We start from the raw sequence: 17,688 nt of genomic DNA, 5'->3' as shown, positions 1-17,688 counted from the left end.
TCGTAATCCTCCTTGCGTTGATTAGTTATGCCCCACTATTGTTCCCTTCCGGGAGTCGATCGAACCTTCTTCTGGAAACCATCCTAAGCATTGCGCAAAACGCGATCGTGCCCATAAGCGTAACTCCCGCACTGATCCTGTACATTTCCTGCGGGCCGAGCTCTTGAAACATCCAACCGCCGACGGTTCCCGCCAAAATCCCCGACACCCCGCCCCACGTCAGACCGTAAATCGCTTGACCGGAAGAACGATATTCGGCAGGCACAAACAGCGATGTCAGTTGGGTTCCGACATAATAATAGATACCGAAAGTCGCGCAATGCATTAACTGGATCGCTACGATCTGAAGCGCCGTATCCGCCGTGCCCATCAGCGCCCAGCGGATCGTATACAGCAGACTGGCAATGACCAGCCAGCCGACCATCGGCTTTACGCTTCTCTTCATATACTTGTCCATCAACAGAAACACCGGGGCTTCGAGGAAAGCCGTCGCGAACATCGACCAGCCGACCACAGAAGCCGAACCGCCCAACTGATCGATATACAGACCGACGAACGTTCCGTTGATCGAGTTGGGCACAGATACGAGAACGCCGATTCCGAGCAGCATCAGAAACGGCCTGTTGGCGAATATTTGGGCATAGGACGTTTTGTTCGAGGAGCCCGCATTTTGCATTTCGCTGCCCCTCGGCAGCAAAAAAGCAATCGCGATCGCCACGAGCATCGCGACATCGAATACGACCCAGAGCTTGTGAATGCCCAGATGGCCGATCAGAGGGCCGGACGCTGCGGCTGTAACAGCCCAGCCCAAAGAACCCCACATCCGGAAAGCCCCGAACTTATGCCGCGTTCCCTCGATCGTATTCAGAATAAGGCTGTTGCTTTGCGTAAACAACGGACTCTGAAAAATAAAATACACCAGGATAGCCCCATAGATCAGCGGTTCGTTGCCTGTGGAGAACACGACTTGCATGGTTGCGAACGCGCCTATCAGTGCCAGAATAAGCACAATGCGGTTGTTGCGCATCCGATCCGCCCAATAAGCCCACAGCGGATTCGCCACAAGAGACACGATCGGCCCGCCCGCCAATAACGTGCCGATCTCGATGGGCGAGATGCCAATATCTTTAAGATATAAGGAAAAAAATGTACCGTATACGGCCAGAGCGCCGTACATGACGAAATTGAATACTCTTAGAATGTTGAATGAATAGGCTGGTCGTTCCGTCATTGCGCTCCGTTCCTTTCAAGCCCGAATTTCATTATAGAGGGACGGAACGGGAGACAGAGCCGGCTATCGTCTCCTCCGCCGTTACTTCCCTGCCCCTCTCATGCGATAAATAGATGCCCTCGCTGACCAGCATCGTGTTCAAGGCGATCTCCGCAGTCGGCAGCAGCGGCACTTGTCCGCGAAGCGCCGCGATCCAGTGATGCTGCGACGATTCGTAAGCATCCGGATACTCGGCCAGACGGCGGCGACGCACATGAGCAAGCTCCAGATTGACCGAGCAATCCATATCCAAGTCCGCTATCGCCGTATGGAAGGCGAAGCGGTTCGGCTCCGCATCGGACACTGCCCCGGACAAGCGGATTCCGCCCTCCGAGCCGACAATCGCGCCTCCCTCGAAGCCGCCGAGGTGAATCGCCCATGATTCCGCGATATCCATCGTGATGCCGCCCTCGAACTTAACGAAGCCTGCGGCGAACTCCTCGACATCGAAGCCGCTGGCGCTTCGCCTTTCCTCGGCCATCGCCATCTCCTGATAGAGCTGGCCCGATATTCTCGACACCTGCGGATTGCCGAGCAAGTAGAGCAATTGAGAGATATGATAGACGCCCATATCGAACAAGGCTCCGCCTCCCGCCGTTTCCTTGCGGGTAAAAGCCGGCGTGCCGTACCCGTCCACGAATGGACGATTCCTTCTGCGGAATCCCGCGGAGCGAGCATGAAATAGCTTGCCGAGCTTGCCGGCGTCAATCAACTCCTTGGCCGTCGCGGTCTCTTTCGAGAACAATCGATTCAACTGGATATGCAGCATCCGCCCGCTGCCGCGAGCCGCTTCGACCATGCGCGCCCCGTCGGCGTAAGCCCCCGCGATCGGTTTCTCGCAGTATACATGTTTTCCTGCGTTCAGGGCCGCAACCGTTACCGGCTCATGATAGTTATTATGAAGACATACGTCAACTGCGTCTACATCGTCTCGCTTCAACATTTCCCGAAAATCGGCGTACGTCGATGGGATTCCGTGCTCGGCCGCCACACGCTCGGCTTCAGCGACATTCACATCGCATACGGCGACAATCTCCGCTCCGGGAATGGCTTTGTAATTGGCGATGTGCATTTTGCCGATTTGTCCTGTTCCGATAATGGCTAATCTGACGCTGCTCATTTTGTCGTCATCCTCTCCGATGAATGGATTGTCTAAGCGGTTATGCCCGCTTCCCCCAGCCGGGATTCGGCCTGCTTGAGCAATGCGGAGATCTCGGAATACGGATTTACGGTCGCATTGTGTTCAATGGCCCAGTAACCGTCAAAGCCGGCGTCCCTTAGCATGGCGACTGTGTGCGCAGATTCGGATGAAGCCGCCGTTTGCGCGTCGAAATGCGTATGGAACACCCAGGGCGCCACCTGCTCGTCCCCGGTTTCCCGCTCCTCATTCCAACGACCCATGTGCAGCAAAATCCCGAATGACGGATCGTCCACCGCCTGCGCCAATCTTCTCATCTCACCCGGTACGAGCGAAGGACCCATATGATTTTCCGGACCGATACGCATTCCGTTGTCGCTTGCGATCCGGCAATACTCCCGAAAGCCTTCTACAATATGGGTAAAAGCTTCCTCCGAAAACCTGTCGCTTCCGTATCCGCCCGTATCGATGCGCACCGTCTCCGCCCCCAGAATGGCGGCAGCCTTCAAATGCGCCAGCGCATTTTTCCTGAGAGCCTCGCGCATGGCCGGATCCGGATCCCACAGATGTGCGGTATCGATGGCAAGATTCACAAGACGCAGCTCCTTCTCGTCGAGAGCTTCGCGCACCTTCCTTAAATACGACTCGTCAGCCAGCGTGAGAAGCGGCGCCGTTCTCTCCGCAATCTGAGCGTTCCACAAATCGACGGCATCCAGACCGTAGCGGAATTTGACCGACTCCAAATAGCCGAACACGTCCATCTTTCCTTCGAGAGACAGATGATTAAAAGAATATCCTCCGATCGACAGCTTCATCTCCACATCTCCTCCTTCTGTTCTTTAATTAATTTATTCGACGAATAAATTAATTATCCTTGCCAGATTGACGACGGAGAGAAGTTTTTTTAGTCGACTTCCCTCATTCGAAAAATGTGATGAAGCCCTAGCGTGGCTGCGCCTACCGCCGCTCCCTGCAGCTTCCAATGCGCCGCCGTAATCGGAGTCGGGCGGCGCAGCTTCCCTGTCTCCCGACTCTGAATCTTCGTCTTCAGCAGTTCGAAATAGCTCTCGTTCTCGGCAATCCATCCGCTTAGAATTGCCTGCTGGGGATTGAGCAATTGAACGATCGAGACGCATTCTTCCACGATCGCTTCCGTCGCCTGAGTGAGCTGCCGACCTGCCGGTCCGTCCGCTTGCTCCAATCCGAGCGCAACAAAACGCTGCAGTATCTCCTCCGGCGCGTCCTGTGCGGGGAACGTCCGGGGCATCTCCTGAGCCAATTGCCCCGCAAGCCTTCGCGTGCCGTACGGATAAAGCCTGGGGAGGCTGCCCGCCCCGCCCTCGCTGCCGCGATAGACGCGGTTATCGATCACGATCCCCGCGCCGACGCCATAACCGATCAGAATGTAGACGATCGTGTCGAGACCTTGCGCCGCCCCGTTGAACCGTTCCGCGAAGCCGGCGGCATCGAGATCGTTCACAAGAAAAGCGCGGGCTCCCGTCGCTTTCTCCACTACGTCCGCCAGCGCAAAGTTCTCCGCTTCGATCGGGCTTGCCCGCACAACGACGCGCTGTGTCGCGTCGATGCGTCCCGGAACCGAAACACCGACCGTTCGCAGACGGGCCGTATCAATTCGGCAGCTTTCAAGAAACGCCGCAACAATCTCCGGAAGCCGCTCCGTGATTTCGGACTCTCCCCGCAACATAGGAATCGTCTCGGAGGAGACGATATCCCCGCGCATATTGAGCAGCGCGCAGCGCGATCCGCCTAGATCCACGCCCAGAGCATAGCCGCTGTCGGCTTTGATGCTCAGCAGCGTCATCCTCCGGCCAACGCCCGATCCGCTCGTGCCGGACTCGTAGACGACGCCCTCGCGGATCGTCTCATCGATCAGGATGGACACGGTGGAAGGGCTAAGCTTCGTCTTGCGGGCAAGCTCCGCGCGGGAGATCGGCCCGTATGCGTAAATCTGGTGGAGCAACAGCGATTTGTTAATATCGCGCATCATTTGCTGATTGCCGATTTTGTTCATTGTCGACTCCCGCGTTTCGTCGTAGTGTTGCGATTGCCCGCCTACAGCCCTTGATTGGTCAGCTTGACGACTTCAAATAGAGGAATTTTATCCTGCGTCTGATCCGCGAACAGCCAAGATCCCTGAACGTGATCGACGAATAGAACCCCGTTCAGGTGATCGATCTCGTGCTGGATGCACCGAGCAAGAAAGCCTTCCCCCTCCAGCTCGACCGTCTCCCCCTGCCGGTTCATCGTTGTAATTTTCACGTAGTTCGCCCTTTTCACGAACCCGTGATATCCGGGATAGGACAGACAAGCTTCCGCCCCCTCCTGCTCTCCGCTCATTTCGACAATCTCGGGGTTGATCAGCTCGATCAAGCCGTCCCCGCAGTCCATGACGATGACCCGCCTCAAAATACCGACCTGAGGCGCGGCCAGTCCGGCGCGGCCCTCGGCCGCATGCAGCGTTTCCGCCATGTCGTCCAACAGCTTGGCGATCTTCGGCGTCACTGTCTCTACCGGCTTCGCTTTCTTGCGAAGAATGGATTCCCCGAAAGGAACAATTTGCAATACGGACACTTAAGTCAAGCTCCCTTCGTCTGTTCGGGAGAGGTATAGACCCACAGGTCGCCGGGCGAGCACTCCAATGCCGTGCACAGGGCGTCCAGCGTATCGCTTTTCATCTGCTTGGGCTGATCGTTGATCAGCGCGCTGATGGACGGTGCGGACATCCGGTATCCCGATTTGTCCCACAGCAGCCGCATCAGCTCCGCGCCTGACCTCACGCCTCTCTCCAGCATCGCTTTGCGCAGCACCCACTCCAGCATTCCTCGATCCCCTCTCTTTGCCAAAAATATTAGGTAGCACCTAATATAGCACAGCACGACTGCGCTAACAAGACATAACCGAAAAGGCGTTCCGTTCCGCCTTGTCCCGCTACTGTCACCCTCGCCACTCCTCCGGGAGCAGACGGGCGTATTTCGGCTGCAGGTAGCGGTCGTCAAGGAGCATCAACCGCCCCTGGTCAAGCTCCGTGCGAATCAGCCGGCCTCCGGCTTGCAGCACCTTGTTAATGCCGGGATACACGTAGGCGTAATCAAAACCGTTCATCCCTTGCGCGTCGAAGTGACTGCGAATCAGATTCCGCTCCAATCCGATCTGCGGCATACCGACTCCGACGACGGCAACGCCGTTCAGCCTGTCCCCGGTCAAGTCGATCCCCTCCGAGAAAATACCGCCCATGACCGCGAAGCCAACTAGCGTTTCCTCGTTGGCCTCATCGAACCTAGCCAAAAATCGCTCCCGCTCTTCCTCCGCCATATCGGGCGTCTGAAGCAGATTTTGCCAGCTTCCCTCCGACTGCGCCGCAAATTCCTCATAAATCCCGTTCATATATTCGTAGGAAGGGAAGAACACGAGATAGTTGCCCCGTCTCTGTCCCGCAAAATCCAACAAAGCCGCCGTCAGCCGCTCCTTCGTCCGTTCCCGGTCCGCATACCTCGTCGAGAGAGGAATAATCCTCGCCTCCCATTGCTCCTTGGCGAAGGGAGAAGCGAGCGTAACCGAATAATCCTCTTCTCCCGCGCCAAGCATATCCATATAGTAGCCCAGCGGGGACAGCGTAGCCGAGAAAAAAACATGCGCCAAAAATCCTTTCCCCATCTGCGCAAGGAGATGCGAAGGGTCCAGGCAGAACATTTTCAACCGAACTTCGTTCCGCTCGAACTCCGCATAGGCCACATAGCGTTCATCATACAACTTCCCGGTTCGAATCCAGCCCGCAGCCGCGAAGTAAGCGTTCAGCAGCCGCTCGCTTCCCGCGCCCGGACCGCCCCCTGCCAGCTCCCGCTCCGCCCGGCCAAGGAACTCCTCAATCAACACTTGCAATCCGTCCGGTACCTCCTTGGACACGAGCGGCTCTCCTTCTGATTGCTTCCTCAGCGTGACAAACCATTTGTTAATCGTTTTGGCGGCCGTATGGATCGATAGACTAACCCCTTTGAATTCCCGTTCGAGCTCCAGAAACTCCCGCTTCTCCAGTACGGCCGAATACATCTCCCGCGCCCGATCAACCAGATTGTGCGCCTCGTCTACGAGCAGCGCCGTCCGCTTTTTCCGCTCGCCGGTCAATCTCTTTAACGATACTCTCGGATCGAAAATATAGTTGTAGTCCCCTATAACCGCATCCGCGCCATACGCCGCATCCAGAGACATTTCGAACGGACATACGACATGCTTGCGAGCATACCGCTCAATCGTTTCCCGGCGGATCGACGTCTCGTTGCCGAGCAGATCGAGAATGGCTTCGTTGATCCGGTCGTAATAGTCATTGGCGTAAGGGCAGCTCTCCGGGCGGCAGTCTACTTGATCCTGAAAACATACCTTCTCCTTCGCCGTAATCGTCACGGACCGCAGAACGAGTCCCCGCTGGGCCATAGTCGCCAGCGTATCCTCCGCAGCGGTCCGCGTAATCGTTCTGGCGGTCAGGTAGAACAACTGCTCCAGCTTGCCCATGCCGATCGCCTTGATCGCGGGAAACAGCGTCGAAACCGTCTTCCCGATGCCCGTGGGAGCGCGGGCAAACAGCTTTCGGCCTTCGCAGATCGTTTTGTAGACGGCCCCTGCCAGCTTCCTCTGCCCCTCGCGGTAAGATGTGAACGGAAACTCCAATTCCGCTATACTCTCGTCTCTAAGCCGCCTATTCTCGGCCAACATGCGCGCATACGGAGCATACGCCTCCGTCACGTCCCGAACATACTTCTCTAACTCGGCCAGAGTCTTCTCTCGTTCAAAGCTCCTGACCTCTTCCGTGTCCACCTGAACGTAAGTCAGTCGGACGCGCAGCCGTTCCGCTCTATTCTCCATCGCGTACATATATGCATAGAAATAAGCCTGCGCCCAATGCACTTCGGGAGTCTCGTTCTCCGTCATCGCTTCGATATCGCGAACCGTAGATTTGATCTCCTCAATCGTTATCGCTCCGTCTTCGGAGGCCAGCAGTCCGTCACACCGGCCGTCCACGACGAACAGGAGCTCTCCGCACACAATTTCCGCGCTCAAATATACTTCCTTCCGGTCGCTCTCGCCGTATTTGCTTTGCAGCTTCTGATGCGCTTTTGTCCCCTCGATCATCGTACTAGCCGCCCGAAAGCCGGAATCGAGACTGCCGCCGCGAAACACATGCTCAACAAGCCCCCTGACGGACAGGGATATTGTATCCGCCATCGCGCGCTCTCCTCGCTCAGAACATTTGTTCTATTATAGCACATTTTATTGTATCGAACCTCTTTTCACCCCCTCATCCCTAATGATAAAATGAAAAAAATGGATATCATTTGACCGGAGGCTTCGCTCATGCCCAAAACTCCGAAAGTTCAGTCCTCATCGTCCAGCGCAAAAACAAATACGAATACCCATGTCCCCAACACTCCCGCTTCCGGCTATGTGCCCGGATCTGTCCCCTCGCTGTCCATGCTGGGAGCGATCGGCAACAGCGCCGCCCTTCAATTGATGAGCCAGACGAGTCAGGCGGATTCGGATCTCGATGAGGAGGAATCGGATTACGAGGAGCAGGACGAGGATACCATGGATTGGGTTGACTCATTCACGGAGGAGCAGTACGGAGAATATTTGGAGAAAAAAGAGGATGGAGAATCGCGTGATTACGTGCATGAAACGTTAGACTACGACTCCTCGGACAACGAAAGCGAGATGGACGAGGATACGTTCGTCGAAGCGCTCGAACAGATTTACTCCGTCATGGAGCCCTATCAGGACGTGGACGAGTTGAAGGAGCTTTCTGACCGGGTTGCGGAGGATCGGGAGGACGACAACGATATGACGCAGGACACGTTCGGAGAAGTCGGCAGACTTCACGATAATCGCCAAGGCGTTGTCAGCGTCCGGGACAATCCGATCCTGTTCGCGGCGCACCGCGACATCATCCCGATCAAATCCGCCCGCAAAGCCAGAAAAACGAGAATTCCTCTTAAATACGGCGACTACCGCAAAAAGTTCAACAAATCGGTACCTAAAATGACCAGTTATCTCATGAAGCGCAACAAATTCGAAGAGAAGGTCATTGCCAAAAGATTAAAAGCCAAGCAAGCCAAAGCTTTAAAACTCATGCTGAAATCCGGATCGCTCGATCTGCGCAACGAGAACGACAAGCCTCCGGCACTGGAACATAAAATCAACAAAGCCGGCAAACAAGGGTTTCCGATCGGACAAGTTCGCTCTCGCAATCTCGTGCTCGTGAATGACGACCGCAAATATGATGAAGGTCCGCATCCGATGATGCACAGCATCAAAGCGGCCGAAGGCAGCGGCAAAACCAACTACTCGCGACTGGACGACGATGCGGGGGCTGCGATCGCCTTCGGCATCCGCAAAGGACTCGAGAAAAGACGGCTGGAAAAAGAAGAGGATGAAGAGGAAGGTTCGGACACGGATTGATCAAAAATACGCGCTCCAGTAAGGGTGCCGCCGCTCGCACCTGAAAGACTACCTCCCGAAACGATGAAGAGCCGCCCATTTAAGGAGCGGCTCTTCCGTGTTTTTACCGGAAAAATCGCGGCAAATACGGTTTGTTTTTCTCCAGCATTTCGTCCAGCAGCACTTTGGCGACATTGACGGACGGAACAAGAGGGTGAGCCGCCATCGCTTGCAGCGCGATTTCGCGGTCGCCGGTAATAGCCGCTTGGATCGTCAGCCTTTCGTACGATTTCACGGCATGGATCAGTCCTTTAGTTTGCTCCGGCACTTTTGTCACCGGAAGCGGAATCGGACCTTTGCCAGTCACGACGCAGTTGACCTCGATAGAGGCGTCCTCCGGAAGGAAGTCCAAGGTCTTGCCATTGGTCACGTTCAGCGTCTGAATGTCTCGCTTGTCGTTATACAGGGAAACCATCAGGTTAACCGCGGCCTCGGAGTAATAAGCGCCGCCGCGCTGCTCTAGCTGCTTCGGCTTCTCTTCAAGGTTCGGGTCCTTGTACAGCTCGAACAATTCGTCTTCGACACGCTTTACGACTTCCGCACGCGTACCTTTCGCCTTCAGCGATTCGAGCTGCTCCTCCAGCATAACGTCTGTCAGGTAGAAATATTTTAAATAGTAGGAAGGGAACCCGCCCAGACCGCGGAGGAAGTCGAGATCCCACTCCGTTGCAGGCACGTTTTTGCCGGAGTATTCTTCGCGCTTATCGAGCAGCTCCGTCAGTTTGTCTTCGCCGTCCACTTCGATCCGCGTTACCCAGTGCAAATGGTTAAGGCCGACGAATTCGGTGTACAGATGGTCTGGCGTCGTGTCGTATTTTTTGCTCAACCATTTATGCAATCCGATCGGCGCGTTGCATAAGCCGATGCTCTTCACCTTGGAGTGACGGGAGATGGCTTCGGTGACCATACCGGCGGGATTCGTGAAATTCAGCAACCAAGCGTTCGGCGCCAGTTCCTCAATGTCCTTGCAGATGTCAAGCAATACGGGAATCGTGCGGAGAGCCTTCATCATGCCCCCTGGGCCGGTCGTCTCTTGCCCGATTACGCCGTATTTGTTCGGAATATGCTCGTCCCACTTCCGCGCCTCAAGCAAGCCTACCCGCATCTGTGTGGAGACGAAGTCCGCGCCTTCGATCGCTTGCCGGCGATCGAGCGTCAGATGAACTTCCATCGGCAGACCTGACTTCGCCACCATCCTCTTCGCCAACTCGCCGACGATCTCGAGCTTGTGACGACCTTCCTCGATATCGACCAGCCATAGTTCGCGAATCGGCAGCTTCTCGTAGTTTTTAATGAAGCCTTCCACAATCTCCGGCGTATAAGAAGAACCTCCGCCGATTACCGCGATCTTCAAGCTTTGTTTGTTCGCCATGTTGTTCTCTCTCCTTAAATTAGGGTAGTCGCGTTGATTTAAGCCAGGCTAAATTCCGCCACGCCGCGCAAGCGTTCGTATACGGCGCGCGGCAGCTCGATGCCCGTGGCCTCTATCGCCAGCCAGACCGCTCCGACGACCGGCTCGACCTCCAACGTGACGACGCGAGCGGACGGAGCGACCTCTTGAACAGCCTCGCGGATACACTTGTGAATGAAGTCTCCTTCGCCGCGAGTCACGATGCTGCCGGCTAGAACGACGTCGAACGTCAGGCTCTCCATCACAAGCCGCCGAATGACCGCCTTAGCCGACTTGCCAAGTTCGATTCCCTGCATGCGCAAAATGTCCGCAGCAACCTCATCCCCTTCCTTCGCCGCCTGGAACAGCAATTTCGCAAGCCTCAACGGCGGCACTTTGTTGTGGTCCAAGTAATCGTCGAACATTTCCTGCACGTTTGCGTAGCCCAAATCGTCCAGTACCAGCTGAGTGAGCAATGTCGGACGCTCTCGGCCGTCCCAAGCGCGGATGACGGTGCGGAATACCTCTACGCAAAGCGTGCCGCCTCCCCCGAAATCGCCGAACATATAAGTGAAGCCCCCGCATTGATAAAACTGCCCTTCCGGGCTAACGCCCGCGCTGTTGGAGCCGGTGCCGCATATCAGGACGACGCCGTAAGGCCGATCCGTACCGGCCCGAAGCGCGATCATTGTGTCGCAATTGATCTCATGCCGCGGAAATCCGAGCTCTGCGATCATTGGACGCAAAATGCCGTAGTCGATCTCTCTATCCGCGCCCGCCAATCCGAAATAGGCAAATTCGATCTGTTCTCGCTTCAGTCCCGCTTGTGTCAGAGCCATCTCGACCGACTCGCCGATATTAGCCTTCGCCGTCTCGTAATCGATTTGATGATTGCCGTTGCCGCTGTGTCCCTTGCCTACAATAGCTCCCTGCTCGTCGACGATCAGCGTATAAGTTTTGCTGCCTCCGCCGTCGACGCCTAGATAATATTTCAACGAATTCACTCCCATGATGACAGATGATTTCGACTTGCAGCATAACGAAAGCGGCTCAACGCAAAGACGGAGAGGAGCAGCATCGCCGCCCCTCCTCCAGAATAACAAATCGCTTATTCTAAATATTTCATTCAGAAACAATACTTTAATAAAATTGAATTATATAGATAGTTAAAGCGATTTAACTTTAAGAAAAGTATATACCACAAATTTGAGATGCACAAGCGTAATGTTCGGCATAACACTCGACGTTAGCCAGTGAATTGGCTATATCGGCCTCGTCGTCCCCTCACTCCCTTTCAGAAAACGCGACTTGGAGGCGCCCGCCTATTTGTCTTTAATAAAGTCCAGCAGCCTTAGGATCGTTACGACTGCTTCGGCTCTCGTCGCAGTTGCCCCGGGCTCGAATCGATCGTTCCCGCGGCCTTGCATAATGCCCAGCTTCCGAATCTCCTCAATAGATGCTTTCGCCCATGAAGGAATATCCTTGTCGTCCGCAAAACTCGTTCGGCTCGAGATCAGTTCCGAGAGCCCGATCGCTCTCATCAGCATGACCGCCATCTCGGTGCGAGTTACAATCGCATTGGGGCGGAAGGTGCCGTCTGCATACCCCGTCACGATCCCGGCCTCCGTTGCGATCGCTATCGCCTCTTTGGCCCATGTTCCCACGCTGCGCTCATCCTTGAACTTGGACAAACTTCCGCTGCCCGAAAGTTGAAGCGCTCTAACTAGAATAACTGCGAATTCGGCCCTTGTGATCGGATTGTTCGGCCTGAACGATTGATCGGAGTATCCCTTGATGAGCCCTTGCTGCACAGCTCGAGAAATCTCTTTCTCCGCCCAGTGCTTGCCAATGTCCTTAAGCTCGGGGAGAGAGCTTCCCGGATTAGACGGATTCGCAGGCTCTTGCGGCTTCGTCGGTCCGGTCGGATTAGCCGGCTCAGTCCCTCCAGGCAACGGCCCCCCTGGGCTCGAAGGTCCACTCTCTTGCCGCTTCGTCGTCACCAATCTCATGTTGCTCGCTTTGGATTTGTTCCCCGCGGCATCAAAGGCGATGACCATGTACGCATACTGCTTGTTGGCCGTCAGCCCGACATCCTTGTACTGCGTCTTGTTCGTTGTCGCGATCAACTGGCCGTCCCGGTAAACCTCGTAGCCAGCCACTCCCAGATTATCGCTGGATGCCAGCCATCTCAGCTCGATCGCCGAGCTAGACGCCGGATTCGCATAATCGATGACCGGAGCCGTCGGCGCTTCGGCGTCGACAAATGTCGGCGACCACCAGTTGCCGGAGACTACGATCATACTGAGCATGCGGATGTTGTTCCCGAAGTAGACCTCGTCCTCGGTGTCGATCGCCGCGCTGTAATCCCACAGATCGTTTAACCACTGCTGATTGCCCGCGTCGATTGTCGCGCTTACCATAAACGGAGCAATAAACGTGATATCCTGCCATTCGTCTTCTACCGAAGCTTGCAGCCCTGCCGAACCATCCAGCTTATACCCCGAGAAAATACGGCTCGGATCGTTCTGCGTTTGGCCGCGTATCCACCGATTAAGCGTCGTCAACTGATCCTTGGCCCGTTTGTCTCCCGTAACCAGATAATCCGTCGCGATTCTCCACGGCACGCGGGAGGAATTGTAATAGTAATCTCCGTCGTGCTCGGATTCCAGCCAGTAAGGCTCCGCCGGTACAAACCGGTCTCCCTGCTTAACGATGAAGTCGGGCAGCAGCCCCGCGTTAGGACTGTAATTCTTGAATATTTCGTCGATCACGCGATAGGTTCCGTCGACCGTCCGTCCCCAGCGCTCATCTCCCGTGACGGTCCCGTAGTCCTTCATATGCTGCAGCATAAAATCGGAAGCACGAGTTGCGCCGGCATACTTGCCCGATGTCGCCCAATCGGCAATTCTGAGCGTCCAATCGGTCTGATAGACCTCGCTGTCCATAATCGCGCGAATGACCTTTTTGGCCTCCTCCAGGTAGTTGATATCTCCCTGGCTCCCCCATTGCTGATCGGCAAGCAACAGAGAATAGGCTATGTCCATATCGCCGTCCGTAGCGGAATCGACGCCGCTGACGTCAATGATCTCCGTCCCCGTATCCCCCTGGCGCCAAGCCATCAGCTGCGGATTGATTTCGCTTGGATGCGCTCTGAAGTAACGGTACATGGCGTCAAAATCATCTTGCGCCGCCGGATCGCGCCCCGCCATCAACGCGGTGATCATCATCCCGTAGCCGTGCGCTTCCGATACGGTTATCGGGAAGTACGAACCGCCGCCTTCCAATGGCTCCCAGCTTTCCAGATCGTCCCGGTCCAGATCGTCGGTATACCATACGTACTTCTGCGACGAATCGTAAGGATTAGCTTGCAAATATTTCTGCTTCCATTCCCTGTACAAGCGAATAACCGTAGCATCCATCTCCGCCTGCGTCACATGATTCGGCTTAATTGAACCGCCGACATATGCAGCGTGCTGCGGGAACGGCTTGTGAGGCCCTTCACCCGATGCAGGCTGCTTGGTCGTAACGGCGACCGTATGGCTTGGCAGCGATCCAAGATCGATGGAGTTTAGCGCGATAACATAATAGCTGTAAGCTGTTCCGGCCGCCAATCCGAGATCCGTAAAAGAAGTGACGGATGGGGCTGTGTGTCCGATTTTTACGCCGTCGCGATATACGTCATAGCCGGATACCGCAACATTGCCCGGAGACGGCTGCCAGGTCAACCGCACCTGGAATTGAGACACCGCTTCCCCTTTCAAGTTCGCCGGCGCCGACGGCGGCTCGTTCTCGTCCGGGCCGTCCATCGTTGCCGCTTCGACCGGATCGGAGTTCATTCTTGTACCGACGGCTTTCACGACAAAATTATACCTTTTAGCCGGATTGAGACCCGGGATCGTATAGCTATATTCCGTTTTCCCCTGCTCAACCGGAATATACGCGCTCCAGTGCGTAGCCACCTTGTCGTGCTTCTCGTAAATTCTGAAGCCCCGCACCGGTTCTGCGCCGCCGGAAGGAGCCTTCCACGTCAGAACGGCGTCGTTCTCCTGCATGACCGCACGCGCCCGCTCTACTCGCTCAGGCTTTACATCCGTTCTCTTAATGCCGTATTTGTCATATTCGATCAAGCCATTCCCTACCGTTCCGAGTTGTCCCTCGTCGGCAACCGCGGCGGTATATGATTTGAACGACAGCGTCTTATCGTCGATCGCTACGTCCGTGAACATCTTTTTCGCCGGCTGTTCGTTCACGTCCGCGAAGAAATGATCGTACGGAATCGGCTGGCCGTGTTCGTCCTTCTTGATCACCGGATTCCAATTCTTGTCGAATTCATACAGCCACTGCTGCTTAGTGTAGAATTTGTTCCCCAAGGCGTTAGGCATCAAATATACCGTCCCTTTGGGATTTACGGCATGGCCGTTCTCGTCGAAGGCGATCTCCGACTTCAGCACGACCTCGTTGCCGTACATCTGGAAGGATCTCATATACATATGATCGTGCGCCTCGAACACCATGTCGATGCCCAACTCGTCGAACACTGGAATCAGATGCTGCCTGTAGAACTGTACTCGGCTGTCCTCGTACATCGCGGAATTGTCTCCGGAAGCGTACGGACTTTTATGGAAAGTCACGAACTTCCACTTCTTGTCCGTCCGGGCAACCGTATTTCTCATCCAGTCCACTTGAGCTCGGAATTGCGGATCCTCCCAATCGATGTCTTTGCCGTTAGCGGCAAGTCCGCCTTCATACTGCGAATTGAAGACCATGTACAACGCATCGCCGTATTCAAAAGAATAGACGGAGCCTGGATGAGTATCCTCAACGACCTGCTTCGGCACATTGAAATGATAGTAGAAGTTATCGTTATCCGTCGTTACGTCGCCGTCGTAATCGTTCACCTCGTGCCCGCCAAGAACCGGGACGTACGGCACCTTGAGCAGCGAATCCTCGGCAACCGTAAACATCCATTGCCAATGCGACTCCAAATCCCCGTTGTCTACAAGATCTCCCGCCACGATGAGAAACTTGGGATCGCCAATGAAATCGACGGCTTTCCTGAACGTGTCTCCCCACGGTTCGAAGCCGGACAGACTGGAAGATTGAGAATCGGCGCCAACGATAAAACGGTAGCTCTGATGCTCGGCCGAGTCCGTTGTGAACGAGCCGATCGGACTCCAAGAGCCGGCTTCCCCGTTTCCTACCCGATACTTGTACGCCGTTCCAGGCTTCAAGCCATCGGCAATCGCTTTGTGACTGTAAAATTTCGTTTTGGCGTTCGTACCGCGGTCGCTAGCCGTCATGAAGGTTGCGACCTCCTCGGCCTTCCCTTCATATCCCTTCGCGCCTGCAGCAGGGAACGCGTTCCCTGTCATCTGAGAAGCTTCCACGACTTCTACCACGGTTCCCGTCATCTGATCCGTGTACCAAGCGAACCCGATGCTCGTCCGCGGATCCCCATTGAAGGTCATATTAAACAGCTTGGGCTTTACCGGAGATTCTTTAATTGTAAAGCTCCAGATCACATCGCGAATAAGACTCGAATCGTCCGTTCCGCTGATCGCTTCCTTCGGAATGGTTACCGTATAAGAGTTTCCGTGAATAAAATCGGGATGAGAAACGTGCAATTGATTGCCGGACACGACCGATGCCGCAACGCCCGCCATTGGCGTATCGTGTTGATCTTTAATTCCGATCGAGTGCCCTTCGTTAAGCTTGATCGCCTTGTTGAATTTCACGACAACAGGAGCGTTGTTCAACACTTCCACAGCGCTGGATCTAGGGCTGCTGGTCATATCGATTGTCGGAACGACAATCTCGGCTCCCGGAATCTGCTCGCCCGAAATTTGAATATTTCTGATTCTGCTAGATCCCGAGCCGCCGATTCCGCCGGCCATTCCGTTCGTATTGACATTGGAATTGACAATCCACCGCAAGTACAGAAGATCGCGGTCGTCCGCGTTGGCGGAAAGCGGAGCATTGTTCAACTTGCAAGCGTCGTTCGCGCAGTTATAATTGGATACGGACATCGTAAGATTTGTATTCGGAACATCCGTCCAAGTCCGATTGTCCGTACTCATTTGCAGCTTAAAATCTCTGGGGCCGGAGCCGGAGGAGTTCTGATCCGATGTCACGGCGATGTTCTGGAACCCTTTAGTCGGCACGGCAACGAGCCAGTACTTCTTATTTTCTCCGCCGTCCCAGCCTTGATAGCTGATGGAAGACTGGCCGGCATCGACCGCTTCGAATACGCCCCCGGAGTTTTGCAGCGTGGCTGCCCCCTTGTACGAGCCGGCCGTCGCCGCGATAACGCCTTCGTCTCCCGAGTTCGCAATGACCCAAGACGCGAGATTCGTTTTGGCTGCGGCTCTCGTCCGAACCTGGACCGCGGCGCTTGCGGCAGATTCGTTACCCGCTGCGTCATAGGCCGTCACATAGTATTCATAAGACGTGTCTCTAGCAAGACCGGCGGAGTCCGTGTAGGAAACAGCGACAGACGAGCCGATCTTCGTTCCATCGCGATAAATATGATATCCTTTGAGCTCTTCGTTGTCGGTGGAAGCATCCCAGTTCAATCTGATGCTCGTATCGGTCAGCCCGACGCCCGCTACGTTCGCAGGAACGCTCGGAGCCTGCGTATCGACGGGAATGTTCGCCCCCTCGACCGCTTCGCCTTTAACGACAACATTTCTAAGAATGTTAACTCCGTAATCCCCCAAAGTTCTGGACGGATTGGCAGCCTCTCCGGAAACGACGCCCCAGCGGATGTAGACTGCAGCTTTGTCGTCCGCCTCTTCGGGAAGCGGGAAATCCGTCAATCTGCACGTGTCTCCCGGGCAAGTATACGTAGCCGCAGGAAGCGCAAGCGACTTCAACAGCGTCCAATTCGTGTTGTCCACGCTGATTTCCACATTGAAATGCTTCGGTCCCGAGTTTCCGGACTTCTGCTCGGAAGAGAGGGTCAGGCTCTTAAAATTTTTGGTCGAGACGACTGCCAGCCAGTACTTCGTCGGGACTGGACTGCCGCCGACATCAGCGTAACCGTCGCGCCAGTCGACAAGTCCTCCGTCCGGACCTCCTACCGCCCCGCCCTGCGAATCATACTTCAACCCCGATCCGACAGCGCTAATTGCCGATTGAGCTTTGTTAATGCCATCCGTCGCAGTTACCGCTGCGCCTGCATCCGTTAGGACGGAATTGCCCGAAGTCCAGGAAGCCACGGTGTAAATCGGTGCTTGCGGCTCTGCTGCGGAAGCCTTTCCTCCGGGGCTGCCGGGTGTAAAGCTTGACGCCGTGACCAGGCATGCCAGCAGCACATACAAGTGACGTCGCCAGCGCCGCTTCAGCTCATTGCGAATACGCATTTTTTTTACCGCCTCTCAGCTA

General features: G+C 55.3%; 11 protein-coding genes. 1 reads left to right on the top strand and 10 read right to left on the bottom strand.

All coding sequences use genetic code 11. The annotated features are described in order from the left end of the window. Positions 1–25: 25 nt before the first annotated feature. The 7 genes from DFP98_RS32840 to DFP98_RS32810 form a co-directional block, all read right to left on the bottom strand. Positions 26–1,231, bottom strand: a complete 1,206-nt coding sequence (locus tag DFP98_RS32840; protein ID WP_116064858.1) for an MFS transporter — start codon at positions 1,229–1,231, stop codon at positions 26–28. 31 nt (positions 1,232–1,262) lie between these two features. Further along, positions 1,263–2,390, bottom strand: a complete 1,128-nt coding sequence (locus DFP98_RS32835; RefSeq protein ID WP_116064857.1) for a Gfo/Idh/MocA family protein — start codon at positions 2,388–2,390, stop codon at positions 1,263–1,265. A gap of 32 nt (positions 2,391–2,422) precedes the next feature. Then, positions 2,423–3,223, bottom strand: coding sequence for a sugar phosphate isomerase/epimerase family protein (locus DFP98_RS32830; RefSeq protein WP_116064856.1), 801 nt, complete (start codon positions 3,221–3,223; stop codon positions 2,423–2,425). 89 nt (positions 3,224–3,312) lie between these two features. Then, entirely contained in the window at positions 3,313–4,440 is a 1,128-nt protein-coding gene (locus DFP98_RS32825; RefSeq protein ID WP_116064855.1) for an ROK family transcriptional regulator, read from the bottom strand. 41 nt (positions 4,441–4,481) lie between these two features. After that, complete coding sequence (def, locus tag DFP98_RS32820) at positions 4,482–5,000, bottom strand: peptide deformylase (RefSeq protein ID WP_116064854.1); 519 nt, start codon at positions 4,998–5,000, stop codon at positions 4,482–4,484. A 5-nt stretch (positions 5,001–5,005) separates the two neighbouring features. Next, positions 5,006–5,248 carry a helix-turn-helix domain-containing protein gene (locus DFP98_RS32815; protein ID WP_116064853.1) on the bottom strand — a complete coding sequence of 81 codons (243 nt, stop codon included), beginning with the start codon at positions 5,246–5,248 and terminating at the stop codon, positions 5,006–5,008. Positions 5,249–5,363: 115 nt separating this feature from the next. Next, positions 5,364–7,646 carry an ATP-dependent DNA helicase gene (locus DFP98_RS32810; RefSeq protein ID WP_116064852.1) on the bottom strand — a complete coding sequence of 761 codons (2,283 nt, stop codon included), beginning with the start codon at positions 7,644–7,646 and terminating at the stop codon, positions 5,364–5,366. A 129-nt stretch (positions 7,647–7,775) separates the two neighbouring features. On the opposite strand from DFP98_RS32810, the gene DFP98_RS32805 reads away from it, so the two are divergent. After that, positions 7,776–8,876 (top strand): hypothetical protein, encoded by a 1,101-nt coding sequence (locus tag DFP98_RS32805; RefSeq protein ID WP_116064851.1) that lies wholly within the window; start codon positions 7,776–7,778, stop codon positions 8,874–8,876. Positions 8,877–8,979: 103 nt separating this feature from the next. Here the strand turns inward: DFP98_RS32805 and DFP98_RS32800 are convergent, their stop codons facing one another. The 3 genes from DFP98_RS32800 to DFP98_RS39935 form a co-directional block, all read right to left on the bottom strand. Beyond that, entirely contained in the window at positions 8,980–10,287 is a 1,308-nt protein-coding gene (locus DFP98_RS32800; protein ID WP_116064850.1) for a 6-phospho-beta-glucosidase, read from the bottom strand. Positions 10,288–10,325: 38 nt separating this feature from the next. Then, positions 10,326–11,300 carry an N-acetylglucosamine kinase gene (locus DFP98_RS32795; protein ID WP_116064849.1) on the bottom strand — a complete coding sequence of 325 codons (975 nt, stop codon included), beginning with the start codon at positions 11,298–11,300 and terminating at the stop codon, positions 10,326–10,328. 327 nt (positions 11,301–11,627) lie between these two features. Next, the gene (locus DFP98_RS39935; protein WP_246016956.1) at positions 11,628–17,666 is read right to left on the bottom strand and encodes a glycosyl hydrolase family 8; all 6,039 of its coding nucleotides are present in this window, start codon (positions 17,664–17,666) and stop codon (positions 11,628–11,630) included. Positions 17,667–17,688: the final 22 nt, after the last annotated feature.

Source organism: Cohnella phaseoli (genome assembly GCF_003386235.1).
Taxonomy (GTDB): Bacteria; Bacillota; Bacilli; order Paenibacillales; family Paenibacillaceae; genus Cohnella; species Cohnella phaseoli.
The sequence above is the reverse complement of the archived record's forward strand: the minus strand, read 5'-3'. Positions and strand labels throughout refer to the sequence as shown.